This window comes from Paenibacillus sp. S02 (assembly GCF_019454065.1).
In the GTDB taxonomy this organism is placed as follows: Bacteria; Bacillota; Bacilli; order Paenibacillales; family Paenibacillaceae; genus Paenibacillus; species Paenibacillus polymyxa_B.
This window is the reverse complement of the sequence record NZ_CP073682.1, coordinates 5,078,444-5,104,932: the sequence shown is the minus strand read 5'-3', so window position 1 is coordinate 5,104,932 and position 26,489 is coordinate 5,078,444. Positions and strand designations below refer to the sequence as shown.

20 protein-coding genes and 1 pseudogene are annotated in these 26,489 nt (G+C 46.6%); 19 read left to right on the top strand and 2 right to left on the bottom strand.

The genetic code is table 11. From position 1 onward, the window contains the following. The first annotated feature begins 3 nt into the window (after positions 1-3). From KAI36_RS22810 to KAI36_RS22795, 4 genes and pseudogenes are all read left to right on the top strand, one after another. The gene (locus KAI36_RS22810) at positions 4-984 is read left to right on the top strand and encodes a siderophore ABC transporter substrate-binding protein (protein WP_220026092.1); all 981 of its coding nucleotides are present in this window, start codon (positions 4-6) and stop codon (positions 982-984) included. 33 nt (positions 985-1,017) lie between these two features. Beyond that, a complete protein-coding gene (locus KAI36_RS22805; protein ID WP_220026091.1) occupies positions 1,018-1,761 on the top strand; it encodes an alpha/beta hydrolase in 744 nt (247 codons plus the stop codon). Positions 1,762-2,041: 280 nt separating this feature from the next. Further along, positions 2,042-2,951: pseudogene (locus KAI36_RS22800) on the top strand (aldo/keto reductase). Positions 2,952-3,099: 148 nt separating this feature from the next. Next, entirely contained in the window at positions 3,100-3,426 is a 327-nt protein-coding gene (locus KAI36_RS22795; RefSeq protein ID WP_013312008.1) for a thioredoxin family protein, read from the top strand. Positions 3,427-3,553: 127 nt separating this feature from the next. Here the strand turns inward: KAI36_RS22795 and bacA are convergent, their stop codons facing one another. Next, the gene (bacA, locus tag KAI36_RS22790; protein WP_220026090.1) at positions 3,554-4,351 is read right to left on the bottom strand and encodes an undecaprenyl-diphosphate phosphatase; all 798 of its coding nucleotides are present in this window, start codon (positions 4,349-4,351) and stop codon (positions 3,554-3,556) included. A 125-nt stretch (positions 4,352-4,476) separates the two neighbouring features. Continuing rightward, positions 4,477-5,865: a hemolysin family protein gene (locus KAI36_RS22785; protein WP_220026089.1), complete on the bottom strand. Its 1,389-nt coding sequence runs from the start codon at positions 5,863-5,865 to the stop codon at positions 4,477-4,479. Between the two features lie 206 nt (positions 5,866-6,071). On the opposite strand from KAI36_RS22785, the gene KAI36_RS22780 reads away from it, so the two are divergent. The 15 genes from KAI36_RS22780 (at position 6,072) to KAI36_RS22710 (ending at position 26,401) form a co-directional block, all read left to right on the top strand. Next, positions 6,072-6,872, top strand: coding sequence for a DUF1836 domain-containing protein (locus KAI36_RS22780; RefSeq protein WP_025721933.1), 801 nt, complete (start codon positions 6,072-6,074; stop codon positions 6,870-6,872). A gap of 204 nt (positions 6,873-7,076) precedes the next feature. Further along, positions 7,077-8,018 (top strand): glycosyltransferase family 2 protein, encoded by a 942-nt coding sequence (locus KAI36_RS22775; protein ID WP_220026088.1) that lies wholly within the window; start codon positions 7,077-7,079, stop codon positions 8,016-8,018. Between the two features lie 41 nt (positions 8,019-8,059). Further along, positions 8,060-9,010 carry a glycosyltransferase family 2 protein gene (locus KAI36_RS22770; protein WP_220028191.1) on the top strand — a complete coding sequence of 317 codons (951 nt, stop codon included), beginning with the start codon at positions 8,060-8,062 and terminating at the stop codon, positions 9,008-9,010. A 73-nt stretch (positions 9,011-9,083) separates the two neighbouring features. Then, on the top strand, positions 9,084-10,463 hold the full coding sequence (locus KAI36_RS22765) for a lipopolysaccharide biosynthesis protein (RefSeq protein ID WP_220026087.1): 1,380 nt from the start codon (positions 9,084-9,086) through the stop codon (positions 10,461-10,463). Then, entirely contained in the window at positions 10,438-11,412 is a 975-nt protein-coding gene (locus tag KAI36_RS22760; protein ID WP_013312001.1) for a polysaccharide pyruvyl transferase family protein, read from the top strand. The genes KAI36_RS22765 and KAI36_RS22760 overlap by 26 nt, the downstream gene beginning before the upstream one ends. Before the next feature lie 564 nt (positions 11,413-11,976). Further along, on the top strand, positions 11,977-12,558 hold the full coding sequence (gene def / locus KAI36_RS22755) for a peptide deformylase (protein ID WP_025721937.1): 582 nt from the start codon (positions 11,977-11,979) through the stop codon (positions 12,556-12,558). A 165-nt stretch (positions 12,559-12,723) separates the two neighbouring features. Next, positions 12,724-14,514 (top strand): cache domain-containing sensor histidine kinase, encoded by a 1,791-nt coding sequence (locus tag KAI36_RS22750; RefSeq protein WP_220026086.1) that lies wholly within the window; start codon positions 12,724-12,726, stop codon positions 14,512-14,514. Next, positions 14,507-16,165 carry a response regulator transcription factor gene (locus KAI36_RS22745; RefSeq protein WP_220026085.1) on the top strand — a complete coding sequence of 553 codons (1,659 nt, stop codon included), beginning with the start codon at positions 14,507-14,509 and terminating at the stop codon, positions 16,163-16,165. Before KAI36_RS22750 ends, KAI36_RS22745 begins: the two co-directional genes overlap by 8 nt. 406 nt (positions 16,166-16,571) lie before the next feature. Then, positions 16,572-17,978, top strand: coding sequence for a cytochrome ubiquinol oxidase subunit I (locus tag KAI36_RS22740; protein ID WP_220026084.1), 1,407 nt, complete (start codon positions 16,572-16,574; stop codon positions 17,976-17,978). Beyond that, positions 17,965-18,978: a cytochrome d ubiquinol oxidase subunit II gene (gene cydB, locus KAI36_RS22735; protein ID WP_220026083.1), complete on the top strand. Its 1,014-nt coding sequence runs from the start codon at positions 17,965-17,967 to the stop codon at positions 18,976-18,978. Before KAI36_RS22740 ends, cydB begins: the two co-directional genes overlap by 14 nt. Further along, positions 18,978-20,738 carry a thiol reductant ABC exporter subunit CydD gene (gene cydD, locus KAI36_RS22730; RefSeq protein WP_220026082.1) on the top strand — a complete coding sequence of 587 codons (1,761 nt, stop codon included), beginning with the start codon at positions 18,978-18,980 and terminating at the stop codon, positions 20,736-20,738. The genes cydB and cydD overlap by 1 nt, the downstream gene beginning before the upstream one ends. After that, positions 20,719-22,485 (top strand): thiol reductant ABC exporter subunit CydC, encoded by a 1,767-nt coding sequence (gene cydC, locus KAI36_RS22725; protein ID WP_220026081.1) that lies wholly within the window; start codon positions 20,719-20,721, stop codon positions 22,483-22,485. The genes cydD and cydC overlap by 20 nt, the downstream gene beginning before the upstream one ends. A 215-nt stretch (positions 22,486-22,700) precedes the next feature. Further along, entirely contained in the window at positions 22,701-23,714 is a 1,014-nt protein-coding gene (locus KAI36_RS22720; RefSeq protein ID WP_220026080.1) for an ABC transporter permease, read from the top strand. A gap of 15 nt (positions 23,715-23,729) precedes the next feature. Then, on the top strand, positions 23,730-24,632 hold the full coding sequence (locus KAI36_RS22715; protein ID WP_023990333.1) for a carbohydrate ABC transporter permease: 903 nt from the start codon (positions 23,730-23,732) through the stop codon (positions 24,630-24,632). Between the two features lie 74 nt (positions 24,633-24,706). Continuing rightward, entirely contained in the window at positions 24,707-26,401 is a 1,695-nt protein-coding gene (locus KAI36_RS22710) for an ABC transporter substrate-binding protein (protein WP_220026079.1), read from the top strand. Positions 26,402-26,489 lie beyond the last annotated feature (88 nt).

The window sequence follows — 26,489 nt, the reverse complement described above, 5'->3', positions numbered from 1 at the left end:
TAAATGAAGAAAAATATGATGTTTTTAACGCTGATGCTTGCGTTGGTAGTGATCGTGTCGGCCTGTGGCAAAGCAGCTCCGGCAACACAGGAAGCGACTGGAAACGGCTCCTCTGCTGCAACAACGGAATCCAAAACCATCTCGGTCAAACACGCACTGGATGAAAACCCAGTCCAAGTCAAAGTTAATCCAAAAAATGTCGTTGTCTTTGATTTCGGTTCATTGGATACGCTGGATAAGCTGGGTGTTGACGTTGCGGCAGTAGCGCAGCAGGATCTTCCTACGTATTTGAGCAAATATAAAGATTCCAAATATGCAAGCGCGGGCACGCTGTTTGAACCGGATTACGAGAAAATCAGTGATCTGTCTCCTGAGCTGATCATCATCGGCGGCAGACAAGCTGATGCATATAAAGAGTTAAGCAAAATTGCACCGACCATTTCGATGGCTGTAGACACCAAGGATTATATCAATTCCTTTAAGAAAAACGTTGAAACATTGGGTCAAATCTTCGATAAAGAGGATGCTGCCAAGCAGGAGCTGGCTGCGATTGATAGCTCCATCAAGGCCGTACATGACAAGGCTGTAGCGAGCAAAGCTAAAGGACTGATTGTGCTGACAAATGAAGGAAGCCTGAGCGCATATGGCTCACAATCCCGCTTCGGTATCATTCATGATGCTTTTGGCGTAACCCCTGTAGATCCTGGCATTAAAGTATCCACGCATGGACAAAAGGTTTCTTTTGAATATGTACAGCAAAAAAATCCGGATTATATTTTTGTTGTTGACCGTGGAGCTGTGGTGGTCGAAGAAGGCAAGGAACAGGTTACAGGCAAACAAACCATGGAGAATGAACTGGTGAAGAAAACCAATGCATTTAAAAACGGTCATATTGTATACCTTGATCCTAACTACTGGTACCTGTCAGGTAATGGCCTGGAATCTGTATCTGAAATGATCAAGGAAATGGATGCTGCATTGTAATGAATACATTCACATCATGGAGGACTGTGTAGGATGAAAGGTCATATAGATGAAATTTCATTAGATGGGTACCTTGTACACGTCTATACACCTCCTGTCTCCGTGAATCATAATGAGCTGTATCCTGTGCTGTATGTGCAGGAAGGCAGCTCTTTATTTCTAAGCGGGTTGGATGAGCTGGAAAGAGGTTTTTCTACGGGAGAGCTGCCCCGTGTGGTGCTGGTAGGTATTCAGCCCGTAAATCGACTGGATGATTATACGCCTTGGAAGGCAGCTGCTTTAGTAGAAGGAAGACCTGCTTTTGGCGGTGGCGGAGATGCCTATCTGGCGTTTGTGGTTACAAAAGTAATGCCGTACGTTAAGGCAAGATATCCAGTGCATACTGGAACGGAGCATACGGGCATCATCGGCGCCTCATTGGGCGGCTTAATTTCCATGTATGCCGTCTTCAAGTATAAGGATGTATTCGGACGCGTCGGTTCCATCTCAGGCTCGTATTGGTATCCGGGCATGATTGATTATATGCAATCTGCATCTTGTGTAACTGTGAGGGATGGGACACATCGCTTTTATATATCTGTCGGGACCCGTGAAGGTGAAGTGAAGACGAATGTACAAAAAGATATGGTTCCGCTGACCCTCCAAGCACACGAGGTGCTGCGGACACAGGGACTGGATGCAAAAGATGTGCTTCTTGAGTTGGATCAGGATGCGGCGCATCGTGTGGATTGTTTTCAGCGTCAATTTCCTAAGGCCGTCCAATGGCTGTTCGGATAGCATGAATGGAATACGTATCTCATACAACAACCTCAAAGGATTGGAGAGCGTGGAGTCTCTATGTCTTTGGGGTTGTTTTTTTTGTATATTTTTTTTCGTATAATAGAATCAATTTCATAATACCTTCAGTAGCTTTAATAAAGAGTACATATAGATCAAAATGGTTTAATTTGTCTATATGAAGTATACATTTCGTTAGTTTAATCATTTATGAAATTGATTCAATAGAGGAATATTAAAAATTTAAAGTTATACGTTATTGGAAGTGAGGGGAACATAAATGAAAAAAAACCGCCTGGGATCTTCAGATTTGCTGGTAAGTGAGATTGGCTTGGGATGTATGTCGGTCGGTACGGAGGAGCAGCAAGGTGTTTACTTGATTCATGAAGCGCTAGACAGGGGCGTAAACCTGTTGGATACGGCCGATTTGTACCAGCACGGGCGCAATGAAGAAATTGTGGGGACAGCAATCCGTGGACGGCGGCAGGAGGTCATCCTGGCGACCAAAGTCGGCAACCGGCGTATACCGGGACAGGAGGGCTGGGGATGGGACCCATCCAAGGAATATCCTGTCTGCTGTTAAAGAGAGCCTGCGGCGCCTTGGAACGGACTACATCGACCTGTATCAGCTGCACGGAGGAACAATTGACGATCCGATGGACGAAACGATAGAGGCTTTTGAGCAACTACAGCGGGAGGGCGTCATCCGTTATTATGGTATTTCCTCGATACGTCCTCATGTCATCCGTGAATATGTCGAACGCTCGAACATCGTTAGTGTCATGAATCAGTATAGTTTGCTGGATCGGCGTGCAGAGGAAGAGGTACTACCTTTACTTCAGGAGCGAGGGATTAGTGTGATTGCACGTGGGCCAGTGGCCAGTGGTGTATTGGCTGACAAAGGGGAGGAAAAGGTAGCCAAGGGCTATCTGGACTACGAAGAAGCTGAGTTGCTGGACGTGCGTAAGCAATTAAAGGCATTCGCAGGGTCAGAGCGCAGTATGGGGCAGACAGCTATCCGTTATAGCCTATCTCATCCGACGGTCGCTGCTGTGATCCCGGGTGCGAGCTCTTTGGGACAATTGGAGCATAATATTTCTGCGGCGGATATTGCACCGCTAACTCAACAAGAGCGGCAGACGCTACAGCAAATCAGCCGAGCCAATCGTTATGATGCGCAATACCGCTAATCTGAGCAAGTATAGGACAAGTGTCAAACATGTACCCGTCCCAGTTGCAATTTATAAAAGAATCATTACAATATAGGAATAAGCCTCGGTTTATAATTCATATGTGAATATGGAGACGTTATAAATACACTCTAGGAGGGACCAACGAATGGAACGCATCGAATCTCAGCAGCAATATCAGGATTTAATTAACGGTGACGGTCTGACTGTCGTGAAATTTGATACAACCTGGTGTCCGGATTGCAAGACACTGGATAAATTTATGGACGGAATTATTGAGGAAAACGCGGATAAGCGCTTCTTTGCCCTTGATGCGGAGAAATTCCAGCCGATTGCCGAAGAAAATCAAGTGCGTGGCATTCCGAGTCTGCTCGTTTTCCGTAATGGCGAAAAAATTGCTCATTTGCACAGCAAATACGCTAAAACGCCAGCTCAAATCTCGGAATATTTGACTACGCTGGAATCCAAACAATAATCAGAACGCATGATAAGGATAGTTCAGTACGATCTATCCTTTCTGCAAAATAGTAAAAGGGATATCCAAGGCTGATCATTCAGACCCTATGGATATCCCTTTTTAGTTATTGGTACCAAACGATGGCTTATAAAATAATGAAAAAGAACACAGCCGCCAGCACGAAGCGGTAAATGGCGAACGTAGTCAGGCTCAAGCGTTTGAGCAGACCGAGGAATGTTTTGATCGCCAGCATCCCGACGATAAAGGCGGTAATAAAGCCGGCCGCGAACACTGGAAAATCACTCATAGACAGATGATCTATACTTTTGATCATATCAATACCCGATGCACCCAGCATGACCGGAACAGATACGAGGAATGTAAATTCCGCGGCTGCCGTATGGCTTACACGTGCGAATAGGCCCCCAGACATGGTTGAGCCTGAACGGGAGAATCCTGGCCATAGAGCTAGGACTTGGAACATACCGATCGTAAATGCTTGTTTGTACGTGATCTCATCCAAGGTATGTGATCTAATGGGCGGATGGAATTTCTCAGCCGCAATCATCAACAGGCCTCCGATGACCAAACTGTAGAGAACCGTTTCAGGACCAAACAGGTATTGCTTGATTACATCACGGAACAGTACGCCAATCACACCCGCAGGGATCATGGCCAAAATAATATGGAGCAGGTTCAGGCGCGGCTGGGTCGAGATTCTGCGTCTGAAATCAAATAAGCTCAGGAACCTGCGCCAGTACAATACGACAACCGCCAGCACAGCACCCAACTGCACAATAACCTCGAACGTTTTGACCGTATCATTCTCTGTGTTTAACCCCAGAAGATCAGCCGTGAGGATCATGTGACCCGTCGAAGAGACCGGCAAAAACTCTGTCAGTCCTTCAATAATTCCCATAATAATAGAAGATAAAATATCCACTTTACTAGCTCCTCCTTACACGCGTGCAGGGCAAACGACCTAAGTCGTTTGCCCTGGAAATATGTCATTTCAGTAGGAGTGAACGCAAGTGTCAAGTGCAAAGATAAACGCTCAGGTCACACGGTTCACTCCCGGGAAGAAGTGTCCGATTCTGCTTCCAATTCAGATGCGGGGGATGTGTGGTGTAAAATAATCTCCACCCGACGAATACGATTTTTACCCATTTCACGAATGATAAATTTCACATTCTCTTCTATGAATTCCTTGCCCTGTCTAGGTTCCGGAACCCGGCTATACACCCACCCTCCGACAGTATCCACGTCTTCATCGTCCAATGTCAAGCCCGTCAGATCACTCAGATCGGAAAGCATCACTTTACCATCCATCAAATAACTGTTCTCCGTCAGTTTCTCGATTTCCTTCCGTTCATCCTTATCAAATTCGTCCCGAATTTCGCCAACAATCTCCTCCAAAATGTCCTCAATGGTAATGAGGCCGGAGGTTCCACCGTATTCATCGACCAGGAGAGCGATATGAACCTGCTCCTTCTGCATACGTTTCAGCAGTGTGTTGACGGGGATAACTTCCGGAACGGTCAAGATCGGTTGAATCAGGCTGTCGAAAACAAGCTCGGGATTGCGATCATACTCAAGGAATAGCTGTTTGGTATTAATCATACCAATGATCTGATCCTTGCTGTCTGTCGCCACCGGAAAACGGGTATACTGCTCTTCGTGAATAGTCAGCATGTTTTCTTTTAGCGAGCGATTCGTAAACAAGCATACCATATCTGTACGTGGCACCATAATTTCTTTGGCAACGGTCTCGTCAAATGCAAAGATACGATTTACGTAGCCATATTCGGTGTTATTGATCTTACCACTTTCCACGCTTTCGGACAAAATGATCTGAATTTCTTCCTGAGAGTGCGCTTCTTCATGCTCACTAGCCGGTTGAAGACCAAACAGACGAACCAGACGATTGGCCGAGCCGTTAAGGAGCCAAATAAACGGATACATAATCCGGTTAAACCACACGATGACTGGGGAGGTTAACAGACTGACAGCTTCCGCTTTGCGGATCGCCAATGTTTTGGGAGCCAGTTCGCCGATCACCACGTGCAGGTAAGTTACAATGACGAATGAAATAATAAAGGCCAGGATATGTGAAAAATCCCCATTGATGTTGAGCTGTTGAAAAAGAGGCTCCAGCAATTTGACTACGGTCGGTTCACCGAGCCAGCCGAGTCCCAACGCTGTAATCGTAATACCAAGCTGACAGGCGGACAGGTAGCCGTCCAGATTATTGACGACTTTTTGTAGCGCCAGTGCGTTTTTACGGTTCTCCACGACCAGCTGATCGACCCGGCTGGAACGGATTTTAATAATCGCAAACTCGGTAGCCACGAAGAAAGCACTAAATAAAATCAACACCGCAAACAAAAATAGACTGACACCTATACCCATATAATTTTCACTCATCCCTTTTTCGTTCAATTTTTTAAGGAACTCCATTTTAAGTTCACTTGAACTTATTTTAAGAACTTAAAAGAAAATATACAAGGTTCATATGGAATCGTAGCAGGTCACCTACCTCCAATTTACACGGAAAATAAGGCATAATAGAACCCGGACGTCTCATTGCTTCACTTTACAAGCCTAGTTTGAGGGCGTATGATGAGTTCAAATGAACTTGAAATGTAATAAAGGGAGGAAAGCAGATGGAGTCTTTTACCCTTACTCGTCGTGATATGGCCCATTTGCTGCTGGCCATGGAAGGTCGCCGCGAATTGCAGCCTTTGGCCGTTCTGCAGGACGCCTGGAGGCGCACTCATAGCCATCTCGCCCGTTCTGGGAGCACGATGCCGACATTTTTATACACCGACGTGACACCTGTGCTAGATAAAATCATCAAGGGTAAGCACAGCGCAGCCTTTTCGCTGCAGGAGATCGTTTCCCTGGGTCAACTGGTCGAATACAGCCATGTCTCACTGGCATCCATGCAAAATTGGGTCAAACGCGACTTCAAGGAATTTCTCGGCGCTCCGAAGATCGGCAAAAAATACTCGGTCAACCAGGCAGCTATATTGCTCATTGTGGAAGATTTAAAATCATGTCTTGATTTTGAATCCATTCGTCAGCTATTTCATATCCTGTTCCAACAACCCGAAGATGATACGGACGATCTGATTCAGCCGGTCGATTTGTACGCCGCCTATTCAACTTTGTTTGAGGAGCTGGATGCGAACGGAGACCAACTGCTCGATGTTGCTGGAGCAGGCTATGCAAAGGACAACGGAAATTCCGTTACAGGACAGCAGCGTCAGGAAGGTGCGACAGAGGAGCTGCTGGTTCAGGCGGCTGATCAATACACCAGCCGTTTACAGCATTTGACCCCTAACCAGTGTGAAGCAGTGCGTAATACTTTGCTGGTGGCAGCAGTAGCGGTGCAAAATAGTTATTTTTTGTCCATGGCACGTCGGTATGTGAATGCGACGTTGTTTCTGGACTTCCAGGGGTAAATCAGGATTGGCACTAGAAGCCAATCCTATTTTTTTGCTCTTTTTGGAGGATTGTCTACCCTTTTGGAGACTGAAAAAGTATACAAAAGAGGTATATACACTAAAACGCTGTCAAAGATACAATAAACATATACAATCCAGCAATTGGAAAAACTTTGAATATCTCTTCCAAAGCATCTGGATACACACACAGGAGGTAATGGCATGTCCGATGTCTCCATCATCATTTGTACCCGCAACCGGATCGAAGACCTGACACGCTGTATACAATCTATTGCAGTACAGCAGCAATTGGAGCATACAGCTGTAGAACTGCTGATTGTTGATGACGGCGATATTTCCGACCAACAGATCGAGCAGTACCGTCACATGGTATCCGGATTGCCTCAAAGCGTTTTGAAATATTATAAAAAAAGTTGTCCCGGCGTTTGGTTATCCCGCTATGAGGCCTTGTCCCTTGTGCGGTATGATATTGTGCTGTATTTTGACGATGATGCAGAACTGGACGATAAACTCTATATCCGGCGCTTGCTCGATACCTATGATCAGGATGAAACGATTGTGGGTGTTGGAGGGATTGCAAAGGGATTACATTCGAGCCGGGCAGGAAAGCTGCTGGGCGTTTTGACATTTCAGATGTCTTCATCCCTCGGCAAGCTCTCGCCTAGTAGTCTGGCAGGTTCTTTGCTGCGTTGGGGCGAAGCGACTGAGGTTTTCGATACAGAATTTTTCCATGGCTGCAATATGTCATTTCGGAGGGATGCGCTTCGGGACATGAAGCCGTATCCGTGGATGACCAGTTATGCCGTGGCTGACGATTTGTACATGTGCCAGTTGGCGAGCCGTTACGGCAAATTGGTTATCAATCCTGACTTAACCATCATTCATCATGAATCTCCAAGCTCGCGCGATAAGGCGGGCAAAGTAGCTAAGGCTACAGCGATTAACCACTATTATTTTCTTGCCTTGAAAAAGGCTGGAGTGATTCAGTATGGAGCCCTTTTATGGACCTTATCCTACTTGATGCTCAAAGAAATGCTGCGCCGCAATTTTAATGCCGCAGATGGATACAAGCAGGGGGTGTTGTTCATTCTGAATCCGCGCAAGCAAAAATATAACGAATATTTAGGCCCGGCGGTTCAGTAAACTGTTTTCTTTACACACTGACAGGATAAAGGGGGAGTATGATGTTAAGCTTGTCCATTGCTCTGTGCACCCGAAATCGGGTTGATGATCTGACCCGATGCATTAATTCAATTGCCAATGGGGGAGCACCGGAGGCATGTGAAACCGAGCTATGGATTATTGACGACGGAGAACTGCCGAAACATGTGCTGGAACGTTATGAGCGTCAGTTGGGCAGAGCGGGAATTACCTACCGATATCATCGCAAGGAGCAGCCGGGATTATGGTTATCTCGTGTAAAGACAGCTGAACTTGCGCAGGGTGACATCATTTTGTTCCTTGACGATGACGTTGAGCTGCCGAGCAACTATTTGAATGAGTTGATGCGTACCTATGAGGCCTACCCGCAGGCCGCTGGTGTCGGCGGTATTGCACAGGGAATGACTAACAGCTTCATGGGAACGATTCGATGCTTGCTGTCATTCCAGCAGTCTTTGTCCAAAGGGAGGTTGTCCCTCAGCGGTCAGTCCGGCTCGATGTATAACTGGCATAAGGCCAAGAAGACGTTTAGAACCCAGTTTTTTCATGGCTGCAATATGTCATTTCGCCGTGAGGCGATTCGCAGTCTGGAGCCGGTACCTTGGTTGCAAAGCTATAGCGTAGGCGAGGATTTATTGCTTTCACGCATCGCAATGAAAAGCGGTCCGTTATACATTAACCCGGCGCTTACGCTGCTTCATCACGAATCGCCGTCCTCGCGCGACAATATGGAGCAGGTTACTTATATGCGGGTGATGAATCATATTCATTTGCTGCGTGACGAGGGATCTGGGCCGATTGGTTATGCAGCACTATACTGGACGACGTTGTATCAGATTTTGAGAGAAAAGCCCAAAAAAAATCATACTGCCATTCAAGGCTATAGAAGAGCGTTGAAAGCGATCTTTTCAATTCCAAAGGAGCCTGTTGGTGGGCAGTTGCCTGAACGCAATTCCAAAAAAACGGTAGGCTGATGGAGGTGCGTCAAAAGACGCAATGTGAGCATAGAGACGAGAGGCTTAATAAGGAACAGGAGTTGGACGTAACATGAGCACATGGACAGCAGCAAGGAAAGTATTCACGGGTGACAGTCTCGCCAAAACGATCATGCGCACGAGCTTTAACAATTTTTTTGTGCTAATCGTCACGACCCTGACTTCCATCCTGACCGCACGTATGCTCGGAGTAGAGGGGAAAGGAGAACTGGCGGCAGTGCTGTTCTGGCCTACGCTGATCGGCAGTGTGTTGAGCTTCGGATTACCAACGTCGTTAATTTATAACATCAAGAAGAAAACAGGCACGACGGAAGAACTGCTGGCGTTGTCACTCTGGATTCAGTTGCCTGCCAGCTTGTTGGCGGGAGCGGTGGCCTGGATATGCATGCCGCTGTGGCTGAATGGTTATGGTGCGGACATCATCCAGCTGTCCCAGCTTTATTGTGCGGCAGCCATACCGCTGGCAGTGCTTACAGCGCTGACGGCAGCATTGTCGCAAGGGCTGGATCGATTTAGCGTATATAACGGCCTGCTGTTTTACTACCCATTACTGAATTTCATCGGTCTGGTGACACTGTGGCTGATGGGCCTGCTCAATGTGCAGCTGGCAGGAGCAGTGAATTTTGCCGCGAGTTTCCTTGCGCTAGTATGGGCGTTCCTCCGTTTGCGCAAGTATATGAATTTGCGTGCTTTCCGCCCATTTACCAGCCGCCAAGTGCTTCGTCCTTATTATAGCTATGGAGCGAGGGTTTACGGGATGGAGCTGATGGGGACGCTGTCCACACAAACGGACAAAATCGTTATTGTGGCGCTGCTATCACCCAAAGCGTTCGGTCTGTATTCTGTCGTCTACGCCTTGTCTCGTGTGTTCAATGTGGTGCAAAATGCCGTCACTAACGTTACTTTTCCAAAGGTGACAGGGATGGAGCACAGCAAGATTGTCGAAACAGTAGGTCGTGCTTTTCGCATCTCTATGGCTGCGATGCTAATCGTCATTGTGCCTGCTCTCTTCATTGGACGATACATGCTGGGTTTGCTGTACGGCCCCGCTTTTCTGGAAGCATCGCTAACGTTCTACCTGCTGTCACTGGAATGTATCATTGGTGGCGGCTCATGGATTCTGGCTTCGGCCTTTAACGCGCTGGGACGTCCGGGACTAGTATTGTTCCGGCAAATTGTAGCCTATGCGATCACCGTCGGTCTATTTTTTATTTGTACACCGATCTTTGGTCTGGACGGCATTGCGATTGCTTTGCTTGTAGGTGCTTGTGTACGGTTGGCATTCTCACTGTTCTCGTTCCCCATGTTTTTCAATGTTCCGCTATCACGGATCATTTTTGATAAAAGTGATATTACATTTGTCATTCAGACTATACAAAAGAAGCGCAGGAAGGGAGAACTGAAAGATGCCGAATTTGCATCCCATGGCTAAACTGAAAAATAAGCTGAGCGTCATTCTCGACGTAGTCCCCCAAGGTTCGAATATCATTTATGTCGACTATCCCGTCTATAATAACGGTGGGGATGTACTCATCATGAAAGGCACCGAGGCGTTCTTCAAGGATAATGGCATCCGTGTCCGTGCCCGTTATAGCGCCATGGATATTCCCGATCAGCTTCAAATTCCGGGTGACTGGATTATCGTGTGCCACGGCGGCGGCAACTTCGGCGATCTCTATTCAAATCACCAAAATTTGCGGGAACGCATCGTTCGCGATTTCCCTAACCACCGAATTGTGATTATGCCGCAAACGATCCACTTTCAATCTGAACAGAAGGCTAATGAGGTCGCTGCCCTGTTTAATGCTCACCCAGATCTACATATGTTTGTGCGGGATACTCGCTCTTATCAGTGGGCTAAGGACAAGCTGAACCAGTGCAGTATCACACTATGCCCTGATATGGCGCACCAGCTCTGGCCATTGAAGCCGACTACGGAAACAGTGAAGGATGTATTGTATTTCCTGCGGACTGATATTGAAACGGTGGGTGGACAAAAGAAGTTCGATGACGAGGCAGATGCCGCTCACCGGCTGGACTGGGATACTTTGTTCACTCCGCTGGAAGTGAAGGGAATTGTCTATTTCCAGAAGTTTTATCGACTGGATAAGAAAATCGGTGGACCGTTGCCTACACGTACGTTCTGGTACAAGTACACAGACCATCTCATGAACAAGGCGGTTACGCTGTTCAGCTCTTACCGCGAGGTTCGCACTTCACGGCTGCACGGTCACATTCTGGCCTGTCTGCTTGATATGCCTCATGTTGTCATTGACAATTCCTACGGCAAGAACTCGCAATATTATAATACCTGGACACAGCCGAATCCAAAGGCGCAGCTGTTTAGTGAAGCTCCAAGTGCGTTGGAGCAGCCATCTTAATAGTAAGAAAAGCTATTGAGTATTGAGAGTAATCTCTAATTGCACCGAAATTTTTCAAGACCTCCTGACCATTTAATTGGTTTAGGAGGTTTTTTGTTTAGTGCTGTATAGAGCAAAGGTATGATTTAATTAGATAAACAATTAAGGCAATGAATATTTAATGACTTAAACTAACAGAGTGGGGTATCTTCTATGTCATAATAATAGAAGATACTGGATTATTCAGACTTTCAAAAACAGTTTGTTTAAAAATGACCGTGCAACGAAAATAGCAGCGAAGTGGGCGGAATCGTTCTGAAGAAGCGATAGCGTTCGCCTTTGCCCCCGGATTTCTACCTTTGAAAATATAACAGGAAATCCGGGGGCAACAGCGATCGTAAGAATGATCCGCCCGCGTAACGGCCACAATTACACAAACATCCCCCAAATACCGCTTCATTTTGACAATTCATTTCATGAATAGATATAATTTATGGGATAAAACTTGTAGGAATATTGGGAACTCCCCTAACTTTTGCAGAATAACATGAAAGTATATTTATTTTAATGAATCGAGGCTGACGAATGAGTAATCAATCGATGGACATGCTTCTCACGAAGGATATCGTGCGTGAAGGGGAGTCTATTTTGCGTACGAAGGTTGATCCGGTATGCTTGCCACTGTCTGAAGAGGATCTTCAACAGATGCAATGGATGCTGGATTATCTGAAAAATAGCCAAAATGAAGAGTTGGCTACCCGCTATGAATTGCGCCCGGGTGTGGGATTATCTGCGAACCAGGTAGGTTTGAACAAAAGAATGTGCGCTATTTATTATGAAGATGGGGACAAAACGGTAGAGTATGCGTTGTTTAATCCGAAGCTGGTCAGCCACTCCACGTCCATGATTTATTTGGAACAAGGTGAGGGGTGCTTGTCTGTAGATCGGTACGTAGCCGGATATGTACCGCGTTATGAAAAAATTCGTATTAAGGCCTATTTGCCAGACGGAACACAGGAGCTATTGACTTTCAAAGGTTATGCAGCGATTGTAGTACAGCATGAAATGGACCATTTGGACGGTATTATGTTCTATGACCGTATCAACCCGGAAGATCCGCACAAGCTGCCGCAGGGAGTACATATCGAACCTTTTGTACGTAAATAGCTCATGATCCGTAAAATGTGGTGACTCCGTTCGCCACATTTTTTTAATTTTGCAAAAAAATATGGATATAGAGGTTACGAAGCTTTAAACTGGAAACATGTAGCTCGTGATAGAGGATGTGAAAATACACAAAAATGTAAGCGCTTATCTTATGGGAGGGATGACATGAATCGTGGAGTACGGCTTCTGATGAATAATATGCGTATGCGGAATAAGCTGCTGTTCTCCTATGTACTGATTGTCATGATCCCGGTGCTGGTAGTAGGCGGCTGTGTTACTTTTTATTTGCGAGAGCAGGCATTGAATAGTGCAATTGCCCAGACGGTAAACAATGTGGAAAAGATCAAGAGCCAGACGGCAAATTTACTGCGTGTGCCAACGGATATTTCAAATGGGCTCATGTTCGATAAGAGGCTGAGGGAGATGGCGAACCGGCGGTATCCGGGTATGGTAGAGCTGATGAATGCGTATCATCAATACAAGGATTTTAATGAGTATACTCAGCAATATAGAGAGGTTGCTACCATCCGGTTCTATTCGTACAATCCGACGCTTGTCAATAACCTGGAGTTTATTCCAGTGGACTCTAACATTGAGGGGCAGCAGTGGTTCCAAACGGCTTTGAAGGGGACGGCGATTAACTGGTTTTACATTCAGGATAAGGAAGATAACCCGGTTAATCGCCTGAGTCTGGTACGGCAAATTCCATTTCCCGAATACAATACCAAGGGAGTTCTGATGATATCGCTGAGTCAGACCGAGTTGAATCATATGCTGAGCAAGGAGCCCTTTGAAACATTGATTGCCGATCGTAACGGGATTGTGGTCGCAGCTACTCGTCCGCAGTCGGTGGGTCAGACGTTGGGAGATTTACATTTGGGCTTTGATGTCCAGCGTGCGGGTAAGGGGATATATGAAGCGAAAATCAACGGAATGCCCTCCAACATCATCGTGGATGAGTTGCTGCCCGCCTCCAGTGTGAGCGGATTTACGATTATTTCAGTGTTTTCAACGGAGCATATTGTACAGGGAGCCAACCGAATTAGCTTGATTGGTGCTCTATGTGTTCTTGCGGTGCTGGTTATGGCACTGATTCTGATCACCATCATTTCCTGGCTGATTACCAAACGCCTACAGCGGTTGAGCTATGAGCTGGGTAAGGTAGCCGCGGGCGATTTTCATGTGGTATCGAGTGTGGAGGGAAGGGACGAGATCGGGGATTTATCCCGCCGTTTCAACTATATGGTGAACAGTATTCGCCAACTCATGGCGCAGGTCTATGAGACGAGTGAGCACAATAACAGACTGGAATTGGCACAAAAGGATATCAAGCTAAAAATGATGGCTAGCCAAATTAATCCGCATTTTCTGTTTAATGCGTTAGAATCCATTCGAATGAAAGCACATCTGAATGGGGAAGCGGAAATTGCAACGACGGTGCGTTTGCTTGGCAGGCTGATGCGTCGGAATCTGGAGATTGGCAGCGGTAAAACGACGGTACTACAGGAGCTGGATATGGTGCGATCCTATTTGCAAATTCAGCAGTTCAGATTTGGAAATCGTTTGATCTATGAAGTGAATTTGGAAGAAAGCGCGACGGACCTGTCGATTCCTCCCTTAATCATACAACCGCTGGTGGAAAATGCAGTCATTCATGGTCTGGAAAATAAGGAAGAGCCAGTTACCGTGAAGGTAGATATTGCAATAGAACGGAGAGAGCTGAAAATCAAAGTGGAAGATGATGGAATCGGCATGGAAGCTGAGCAACTGACCCGTCTGCTAGCTCGGATCAGGGGGACGGATGAGCCAGAAGGGAGCAGTATTGGCCTGCGTAATGTTCATCAACGTCTAACATTGATGTACGGCGAACGTTATGGACTGCATATTGAAAGCGCATTACAAGAAGGAACAACCGTATACTTTTCCATACCAAGGGAGGAAGAGTCGAATGTATAAAGCAATGATTGTAGATGATGAGCCTGCGATTCGTGAAGGATTGTCCTCCATTATTGACTGGGGGAATTGTGGCTTCCGTATTGTCGATACGGCAGGGAACGGACGCGAGGCTCTGGATAAGTTCGGAGAGCATCGGCCGGAGTTGGTCATTGTAGATATTCGTATGCCAGGGATGAGTGGACTGGAGGTAATACGAAGTATACGTGAAAAGAACGGAGAGCCGTTTCACTTTCTCATATTAAGCGGATATGCAGACTTTGATTATGCACGGCAAGCCATGGGCTTCGGGGTGGATGGCTATCTACTGAAGCCAGTTGATGAGGAAGAAATGACGACAGAGTTGAAACGGGTACGGCAAAACATTGAGGACGAGAAAGAAGATGGCAAATGGGGAACTCTACCTTCCCATGAGCGTAATTGGATCGAAGCACTATTGTTTCCGGTTCATCAAGAGCATGCTCGTAATGCTGTGGAAAGCAGCGATTCTCTTCACAGAGCATCCAAGCAAGCTGAACATCAAAGCGGTAACGGAAAACATGGACAACAGCCCGCGTTACCAGCATTGGACTGGAGTAGCTATCAGGTTATTCTGCTGGATTTACGTATACCTGACTGGGATCGGCAAGCCCGGCAGTCGGCAGCAAAGCAGCGGCTAACAGAATTGTTCCATGAGCAGGGCAGAGGTATCGTGTTTGAGGCTGGAATATATATGGGTCTTTTGCTTCCCGCCACGTTAAAAACGGAGAAAGATGCTGTTCAGTTACTGGCTGCTTGGCGACAGGAGCTAAAGCCGTGGGCAACGGAAATTTATGTGGCTGCCGGTGATCCTGTAGCCATTCTTAACGACATTCCCAGATCTTTTGAGCAGGCACTACGATTATTGGAGCGTACGTTTTTGTTCCGGGCAGAAAGAGTCATGCTTTCAGGAGACCTGCACGAATTGGAGACAGTCGAGACTGAAAGGAGTGGAGCGCCTGATAGTGCCACAGATGATCCCATACGTTATGCAGAAAAGCTGTACTATGCGCTAGATATGGCTAATAGTGAAGCTGCAACCCGTGTCATTAAGGATATGGAAGGCCAATTTCCACGGATTTATCGCACAGAATCTGCAATCAAGGCGGCGTTCGCCCAAACATTCACACTGGCGTTGAACAAGTATGCAGCCGGACAGGATCACAGCCGAACCGTGCTGGAGGAGCACTCCAGCTTTATAACCGATGTATATGCTTATTCCACATTGGGCGAGCTGGTGGATCACTCGCTGGAGCATGTGTTGCAATGGATTGGCCAGACTGATCCTAGTGGCAAGGACATCATCATGAAACAAATGATTGACTTTATACATAGTCATTATGATGAAAATTTGCGACTGGAGTTACTGGCAGATATGTTCAATTACAATAGTGGCTATTTGGGCAAACTGTTCAAAAGTCATACTGGCGAAGCCTTTAATGCCTACCTGGATAAGGTGAGGATTGAGCGAGCAAGGGAATTGCTTGCACAAGGAATTAAGGTGCACCAGGTGGCGGAACGTGTAGGATATGCGAATGCAGATTATTTTCATAGTAAATTTAAAAAGTATGTTGGAATGTCACCTTCCTCCTACCGTAATCGGGTTCAAAAGAACGGAGGAACAGATGGCTGTTGATAGAATCCCTAGGTTTAACGCTATGAAGTCTCTCTTACAGATGTCGGAGGTACGACCTCCGAACGAAGAGAGGCTCTTTTTTATGGTAAAAAAATAGATAGATCAATCGAAAATGTCACATTTATTATGTGATTTAGGTCGTTTTCATCAAATCGCCATTGTTATGACACAGCTTTGACACGATGTTCACATTTTCGATTCTATTTCATTTAAATTTATTCTATATAATGGGGATAATCTGAAGCCGGATCATGACAACCATGGTGAAGGTAGTTGAGTGAGTCATTTTTCTAAAAAATGACCGCTGCATATGTAAGAATGTGAATACTATCACAAATGTAGAAGACTTCAGATTACAGACACTATGAATCAATGTTAAGAGAAGTGCAGGGGGAGGAGCAACATCATGGACGTATTGGATTTGGCACGGTTGCAGTTTGCAACCACAACGATTCTTCACTTTGTTTATGTGCCGATCTCCATTGGATTGTCGTTATTGGTGGCAATTATGGAGACTATGTATGTTATCAAGAAAAATGACTTGTACAAAAAAATGGCTCAATTCTGGGGAACGTTTCTGCTGATTAACTTTGCACTGGGCGTAGTCACCGGGATTTTGCAAGAATTCCAGTTCGGGATGAACTGGTCAGACTTTTCCCGTTTTGTGGGTGATGTATTCGGTACGCCGCTGGCGATTGAAGCGCTACTTGCATTTTTTCTGGAATCGACCTTTATCGGATTATGGGTATTCGGTTGGGAAAGATTGTCCAAAACGGTCCATTTAATTTGTATGTGGTTGGTATCTATCGGTACGATGTTATCGGCATTGTGGATTCTAGCTGCTAATTCATTCATGCAGCGTCCAGTAGGATATGAGATTCAAAATGGACGTGCAGAAATGAAAGATTTTGCTGCTCTGTTAACGAATGAACAACTGTTATGGGAATTTCCGCATACGTTGTTTGCTGCTTTTGCAACGGGGGCATTTCTTATCGCGGGTATCAGTGCATGGAAGCTGATGCACAAAAAGAATATGGACTTTTTTAAACCTTCTTTCAAATTGAGCATTATTGTTGCCTTAATCAGTGCCATTGCTATTCCTTTGTTTGGTCATGGACAGGCTCAATATTTGGTGAAAACGCAGCCCATGAAGATGGCTGCTAGTGAAGGTTTGTGGGAAAACAGCGGTGACCCAGCGCCTTGGACGGTTATCGCGGGTATTGATCCTGAAAAGAAGGAAAATACCTTTGAGATTAAAGTTCCTTTTGCTCTGAGTTTTCTATCTTATAGTAAATTTTCCGGCTCTGTGCCTGGTATGAATGAGCTTCAAGCAGAATATGAAAAAACCTATGGTCCGGGCGATTATATCCCGCCAGTACGTACCACGTTCTGGAGCTTCCGTATTATGATTGCGGCGGGATGTGGCATGATTGCACTCGCTTTATACGGTGCTTACCTGACGTTCCGTAAAAAGCTGGAAGGTTCACATCGCTGGTTCTTCCGTCTTATGATATGGGGGATATGCCTTCCATTCATTGGGAATACTGCTGGTTGGATCATGACCGAAATAGGTCGCCAACCGTGGACTGTATTTGGTTTGCTTCAAACAAAAGATTCTGTTTCGCCTACGGTTGTGGCAGGAGAAGTGCTGTTCTCGTTCATCTCATTTACCACATTGTATTTAATTTTAACAGGTGTGCTGGCATTTCTGTTTTACCGTACGGCTCGCAAAGGTCCAGATATCGAGCCACATCAGCAAACGGTAATTCATGATCCATTTGCCCAAGGGGGTGACAATAATGACGCTAAATGATTTATGGTTCTTATTGATCGCAGTGTTGTTTACTGGTTTCTTTTTTCTGGAGGGCTTTGATTTTGGCGTGGGGATGGCCACGGGATTGGTACCGCGCAATGACCAACAAAAACGTTTGATGATCAATACGATTGGTCCATTTTGGGATGCCAACGAAGTGTGGCTGATTACAGCAGCAGGTGCGATGTTTGCCGCTTTCCCGCATTTTTATGCAACTATGTTCAGCGGATATTATCTGGTATTTGTCTTTATTTTGCTAGGTTTGATCTTGCGTGGAGTTTCTTTTGAGTTCCGCGGCAAGGCTGAAGGGAAATGGTGGACAGGAACGTGGGATGCCTGCATTCTAATTGGCAGCTTTCTACCGCCGATGCTGTTCGGTATGGCTTTTGCAGCTTTGGTGAAAGGTGTACCTATTCAGCAAAACATGGATTTGAAAGCTGGATTTTCCGATGTATTCAATGGATACACCGTATGGATTGGACTGACAGTGGTCGGAATGTGCCTAATGCACGGGCTGACGTTCATTTCTCTGCGGACGATTGGAGAAGTACGGGATCGTGCTCGCGTGATTGCGTCCAAATTTCTTCCGGTATTGGGCATTTTACTCGCTGGCATGGTGGTATGGACTTATTTTGCAACGGATTTATTTGCACGTCGCAGTCCCTTTATGTATGCTGCGGTAGCAGTGGGAATTGTCGCCTATGTGCTGACGTGGTACTTCCTGAAGCAGCGCCGTGAAGGATGGGCCTTCGGGATGACAGGGGCATTGATTTTGCTGACCTTCGTTTCGTTATTTGTTGGTTTGTTCCCAAGATTTATGGTGAGCTCGATTAACAGTGCTTTTGATTTGACGATTTATAATGCAAGCTCCAGTCATTACACACTGAAAGCCATGACGATTGTTGCAGCAACGCTATTACCCTTTGTGCTGGCTTATCAGGCGTGGAGCTATTTTGTTTTCCATAAGCGTCTCAGTGAGAAGGATCATTTGGAATACTAATGGATAAGGCATGGTTAGAATTAAAGGGCATTCGGCCAGTAATGCTGCTACTGGCTGCCCTTTCCCTGTTCCAGGGGGCTGCTGTGATTGCACAAGCAGTCTTCTTGGCAAAGGCTGTTACGATTTTATTTGATAAAAATCCGCTGGTGATGGCTTGGCCGTCACTGGCGTTGTTTTTCGCTGCTTTTGCAATGAGGCATACGATGATCTGGCTGCAACGTCGGACAGCCGGCCGTTTTGCTGAAGCTTCAGGCGCTTCCTTACGGGAGCGTCTGCTTGCACGTTTGTTCGAACGGGGGCCGGGTTTTGCAGCGCAGGAAGGCAGCGGCAAGTTGGTGACGCTAGCACTGGACGGCATGGATCGTTTTCGCACGTATTTGGAACTGTCCATTCCTCGAATGATTGACATGATGGCTGTAACTATACTTGTGCTTGTGTATGTTTTCACATTGGATGTCATTTCAGGTGTGATTTTGACGACTACGATGCCGATCCTGGTGGGCTTCTTTATTTTGCTCGGCTTGGCAGCGCGGAAGCAGGCAGACAAGCAGTGGCGTTCCTATCGTTTGTTATCTCACCATTTCACGGATTCGCTGCGTGGACTTCAGACACTAAGGTTTTTGGGGCGTAGCCAAGAGCATGGGGAAACGGTTGGGAAGGTCAGCGACCAATACCGCACGGCAACGATGCGCACGCTGCGGGTAGCGTTTCTTTCCTCATTTGCCCTCGATTTTTTTAGTATGCTATCGGTCGCTTTTGTCGCGGTAGGCTTGGGTTTGCGCCTGATTAGTGGCTCGGTAGGTTTGGAGGCAGCGCTTGCGGTGCTTATTCTGGCACCTGAATATTTTATGCCCATACGCCAGTTGGGATCAGACTATCATGCTTCACTGGATGGTAAGGAGGCTTGGGGAGCAATACGCTCCATTCTTAGTACAGAAGATGATGCGAACGAGCCGAATAAACAGGCAGCTAGCGATAAAGGATTGGACATCACGGGACAGGATATTTTCGAGCTATCTGATGTGTGCCTCCTTAATGAAGACGGTTCGGCTCGGCTTGAACATGTGTCTGCAAATGTTGAACCGCACATGAACATGATCGGCATCGTTGGAGCTAGCGGTGCAGGTAAAACGACGCTGCTCAGTCTGCTTGGCGGCTTTGTTGATCCGACTTCAGGCGAGCTGCTCCTGAATGGATGCGGATTGGCTGGGGATGCCAAAGCTGAATGGCAACGGCATATTGCCTATATTCCACAGCATCCATACCTGTTTAGCGCTTCTCTGGCAGATAATATCCGCTTTTATGAACCGGAAGCATCCAACCAGCAGGTAGAGTGGGCGATTGACGCGGTTGGACTGCGTGAACTGGTAGACGGTCTTCCGGGTGGATTGAATGAGCCCATTGGTGAAGCAGGTCGGACACTGAGCGGAGGGCAGGCACAGCGGATTGCGTTGGCGCGGGCATTGCTCAGTAATCGTCCGGTCGTTTTATTGGATGAGCCTACGGCCCATCTGGATATTGAGACAGAATGGGAGCTAAAACAGACGATTTTATCGGTTTTGAAACATAAAAGAATGTTTCTTGCCACCCATCGGCTTCATTGGATGTCAGATATGGACTGTGTCTGGATGATGGATCAAGGTCGTCTGGAAGAAGTAGGCTCCCATCAGCAATTGATTGCCCGTAAGGGGGCATATTACCGATTGCTGACGGGGATGTCGGAAGGAGGGAACGGACGATATGAGAGTAACGGACAATAGCAGTCAAGGCTGGTTTGTGACGTATCTGAGACAATATTTTTGGGCCTTTCTGATAGCTGCTCTTTTGGGCGCGCTGGCCATTGGATGTGCGGGCGCGTTGCTCTTTACGTCCGGTCATCTGATTACCCGTTCAGCCTTAAAACCGGAAAATATATTAATGGTGTACGTTCCAATTGTGCTTGTGCGAACATTTGGCTTTAGTAAAGCGGTTATTCAGTACCTGGAGCGCTTGGTAGGACATGATGCCGCACTGCGCCTGGTGTCCCGTATGCGGGTACGCTTATATCGGGCAGTAGAACCGCAGGCGCTGATGATTCGCAGTAAATTCCGTACAGGGGATCTATTAGGATTGCTGGCAGAGGATATTGAGCAGCTTCAAAACATCTATTTGAAGCTAGTTCTGCCTGCGCTATCGGCTTTGCTGATTTATGCAGCAGGCATCTTGGCGCTCGGACGGATGGACGGAACCTTTGCCCTGCTCATGGCGCTATATGGCGGATTTTTGCTTTTTATTGCCCCAGCTATCTCACTATGGACCTCACTCGCCAAACGGCGAATGTTCAAGCAGGAACGGAGTAAAGCCTATCAGGAGCTGACGGATGCTCTGTTCGGCATGAGTGATCTGGTGCTGAGCGGACGGACTGGGCATTTCCTGAGTACCTTTACACAACGGCACAATAGGGCTGCCGTGATGGAAAATTCACTTCGCCGGAGTGAGTGGCGTTCTCATTGGATCGCACAATGCGTTGTAGGCGGCGGGATTGTGATTATGACTGTGTGGGCCGGGGGACTGGTAGCACAGAATCGTATAGAAGCCACATGGCTGGCATCCTTTGCCCTTGTGGCTTTTCCATTGCTGGATGCCTTCGTTCGCGCTGGAGAAGCGGTGGTTCATGCGCCGGAGTATCAGGATTCACTTCGACGGTTAAAGGATTCGGAGAAAGACACACCTACACCGGGAGCAGGCGGAACAGCAGACATTCAAGAGGAACAGGCTACCGCTATGCGATTGGGTCACGGAGGAGAACTGCTGCTGAACAACGTAAGCTACCGCTATGCGGCAACGCAGGAATGGAGCGTGCGTAATATCTCCCTGCACGTACCGCAGGGGGGCAAGGTTGCATTGCTTGGCCGCAGTGGTGCGGGCAAGTCCACGCTGTTGAACCTGATTCAGGGAGCATTGCAGCCTGATGAAGGGAGCGTCACTGTCGCAGGGATTCCCGTATATACAGGTGGAGCATACTCCAGTTTATTTGCGGTGCTAAACCAGCAGCCGTATTTGTTCGATACGACGGTAGCGAACAATATTCGGTTAGGACGACCCAATGCTACGCTGGAAGAGGTTCGTGCAGTAACGGAGCAGGTGGGGCTTGGAACCCTAATTGATTCTTTACCGGAGGGCTACGATACCCGAATGCAGGAGACGGGTCTTCGTTTTTCCGGTGGAGAAAAACAGCGAATTGCACTGGCGCGGATTTTGCTGCAAAATCACCCGATTGTTTTGCTGGATGAGCCAACAGTGGGACTTGACCCACTGACAGAGCATGAACTCATGCATACGATGTTTCGTGTGCTGAAAGGCAAAACATTGATCTGGATCACGCATCATCTGACAGGAATGGAGCATATGGACGAGGTGATTTTTATGGAAAAAGGGGTCATTTCCATGCGGGGCAGTCATGAAAAGCTTTGGCAGGAGCAGCCCCGATACCGCAACCTGTATGAGCTGGATCATCCGAGCCTGTGAACTAGGAATAGAATGACCTAAGCAAACTTATAGCCCTCAACACATTTTGTGCTGGGGGCTATTATTGTGTCTTGCTCATTTAATTTGAAACGTAAATCCCACCCACTCCCCCCATATATCTAATTTTGAACTGATTTTTCTCCTAATTCGTCGGGTACCCGCTTCCGAGCCAGCAAAGTATGATAATAGTATCTAGAGATGAGGAGGAGCTTGTTATGGAATCTTCAACTGAAACCGCTTCCAACAATGATGCTGTGATTCCTGAATCCAACCGTGGAAGACCGCGTAAGGCTCGCGGCCCGAAGCCTGAACGTGGTAGAAAAGGCTTGTGGGACAGTGTGAAGCAGCAAAAGTATCTTTATTTTATGTCCATTCCTTTCGTCATATGGGTATTTGTTTTCAGCTATCTTCCGCTCTGGGGCTGGACGATGGCGTTTCAAAATTATAAGCCAGCCAAATCTTTTTCGGACCAGAAATGGGTAGGGCTGAATAACTTTATTGAGCTATTTCAGGATGAACGATTTTATCTGGTATTACGCAATACGCTAGCGATGAGCCTGATGGGGATTGTATTTGGTTTTGTCGTACCGATCTTCTTTGCAATTCTGTTAAATGAGCTGCGTGGTATGCTGTTCAAACGGTTTGTGCAGACAATATCCTACCTCCCGCATTTTGTATCCTGGGTAGTTGTGGCTGGTTTGGTCACCAAGATGCTGTCCATTGACGGAGGCATTGTCAACGATATATTGGTAGCGCTTCATATTGTGGATGAACCAATTCAGTTCATGGCAAAGGGGAGCTGGTTCTGGTACATTGTAACCGCTTCCGACATATGGAAAGAGACAGGTTGGAATACGATTATTTATTTAGCTGCAATCACCGGAATTGATCAAGAACAGTATGAAGCATCGCGCGTGGATGGAGCGAGCCGCTGGAGACAGATGTGGCATATTACACTTCCGGGTATCCGCTCGACGATTGCGGTTCTGTTCATTATGGCGATTGGACATCTGGTGAGCAATGGTTTTGAAAAGCAGTTCTTGCTTGGCAATAGTCTCGTGACGGATTATTCCGAGGTGTTGGATCTGTACGCGCTCAATTACGGGATTAATTTGGGTCGCTTCTCTTATGGGACGGCAATTGGTATTTTCAACTCATTGGTTAGCATTTTGCTGTTGTTTACGGCGAATGGTATATTCAAAAAACTGACCAAAGAAAGCATCATGTAGGGAGGGAGAAGCGAAATGACGAATAAAGCATTTAATGCTACCCGGTCTGAGAAGCTGTTTGACCTGTTCAATTATATCCTCATGGCTCTGATCGTGGTGTTGACGCTGTACCCGTTTCTGAACGTACTTGCGATTTCCCTGAACAATTCAACGGACACGGTTCGCGGTGGAATTTATATATGGCCCCGCCAATTTACGCTCGAAAATTACAAAACGATTTTCCAGTACGATGGCCTTCTTCAGGGGCTGCAAATATCTATTCTTCGTACTTTGGTCGGGACGGTACTCGGTTTGATCTGCGCATCTATGCTTGCTTTTACATTGAGTCGGGTCGAGTTTCGCGCTCGTAAGTTTATTTCTACGTTTTTAGCGTTGACGATGTATTTTTCCGGCGGGATGGTGCCCGTGTTTATTTTGATGCGGGACCTGCATCTGCTGGGTTCGTTTTGGGTGTACATTTTTCCAGGCTTAATTAGCGCTTTTAACGTGTTTGTCATTCGTTCTTTTATGGACGGTTTGCCGTATGCGCTGCAGGAGTCTGCCAAACTCGATGGAGCGAATGATTTTACGATTTACTGGAGGATTATTTTGCCGCTGTGCAAACCAGTATTAGCAACGATTGCTCTTTTTCTGGCAGTAGGTCAGTGGAATGCTTGGTTTGATACGTATTTGTATAATGGTGGGGCGCCGCAATGGACGACGCTGCAGTATGAGCTGATGAAGATACTGCAAAGTACGCAGCAAGGCGGCTCCAGTATGACGAATAGTAACGATATGGCTAAGCAAATGGCTCAAATTTCACCAGAGTCGATTAAAATGGCAATTACAATTACGGTTACGCTCCCCATCCTGATGGTGTATCCGTTCCTGCAAAAGTATTTCGTAGGTGGTATGACACTGGGGGCAGTGAAATCATAACAGCCGGGTTTCCGGTCGAAAAATAGCAGTTATTTACAGGAGAAGTCATCATAGGAATATAGGAGGATTTATACATGAAAAAACACTGGTCCAGATTTGCACTGATTCCCTTGCTCGCGGTGTCACTTGCCGCACTCGCAGGTTGCGGAGGAAGCGATAAAGCAGCGAAGGAAGGCACATCCAGCGGCACAGACCCGATTACGTTTAGCTTCTTCGGAGCAGATACAAGCCCGCAATGGAATGGAATGAAGGATGAAATAGGCAAGGAAATCACCAAGAAAACAGGTGTAACCTTGAATGCGGAATTTGATGTCAGCGGTGGAGGTGGAGATGACCGAATTGCTTTGATGGCAGCAAGTGGAGAATACCCGGACTTGGTTTCTCCTAAAGCGAATATTAACAAGCTTGTGGATGCGGGGGCCATGATTGATCTGACAGATCTGATCAACGATCATGCACCCAATCTCAAAAAGCTATATGGACCCTATATGGATCGTTTGAAATACAGTAATAAAGATCAATCCATCTATGTCCTTCCTACGTATGCAGGTGTGGGACAGGAGAATTTTGACGCGACGGGGGGATTTGAAATTCAGCATAAGGTGCTCAAGGAGTTAGGATATCCAAAGGTAAGAACGCTACAGGATTATGAAAACGTACTCAAAACCTATGCAGCCAAGCATCCGACGATCAATGGCAAAAAAACGATCCCACTCACGCTGGATGCAGACGACTGGAGAATTATGATTACCGTAACGAATCCTGCCTTCCAGACGACTGGAGCGCCGGATGATGGTGAATATTTTATTGATCCCAAAACATTTGAAGCCCAACTTCATTACAAACGTCCGGAAGAAAAGGAATATTTCCGTTGGTTGAATCACATGTACAATGAAGGACTGCTTGATAAAGATTCGTTTGTGCAAAAAAGTGATCAATACAAATCCAAAATTGCCAGCGGCCGTGTCCTCGGTCTGATCGACCAGGAGTGGGGTTATCAGGATGCCGAAAATGCGTTGAAAGCGTCAGGTAAATCCGAAGCCAGCTACGCGCATTTTCCAGTTACACTTTCGGAGGAATACAAGGATCGTTCCTTTCAGGATACGGGCTTCACGTCCGGTTATGGAGTAGGTATTACAGAAAATTGCAAGGACCCGGTGCGGGCTATTAAATTCCTTGATTATTTAGCTTCCGATGAAGGACAGGTGCTAGTGAACTGGGGGATCGAAGGCAAGCATTATGAGATCAAAGACGGCAAACGCGTCATTCCTGCTGATGTACTGGAGCAAAAAACGAACAATACAACCAACTTCAATAAATCTACAGGTATAGATTTGTACACGCTCATCAGCGGACACTATGGTGACGGCGTGAAGGACCCTACAGGTAACTACTATACTGCCAAATTCCCGGAGCAAATTATCGCGGCTTATTCGGGGCCGGAGAAAGAATCACTTAAAGCATATGGCGTAAAAACGTGGAAAGATCTGTTCCCGGACAAGAAAGAATTTGATGTAAAGCCTTGGGGCGCAGCCTATAATCTGACAACAGACAATGAATCCAGCTATAACGTTACATTCAAAAAAACGACAGACATTATCCGCAAACGTATACCGGAAGCTATTTTAGCACCGGCTTCCAATTTTGATACGGTATACGACAACATGATTAAAGAACTGGATGCCGCCGGAGCTGTCCAAATGGAACAGCAATACACGCAACTGGTGAAGGACAGAGTGGAGTTATGGAGTGGCAAGGCTTCTAAATAGCTGACTGCTTTTAACGAAATTTTGAATGCCGGAATGACAGAGCGCTTGTCCTTGTGGTCCATACGGGATTAGCGCTCTGTTTGATCTT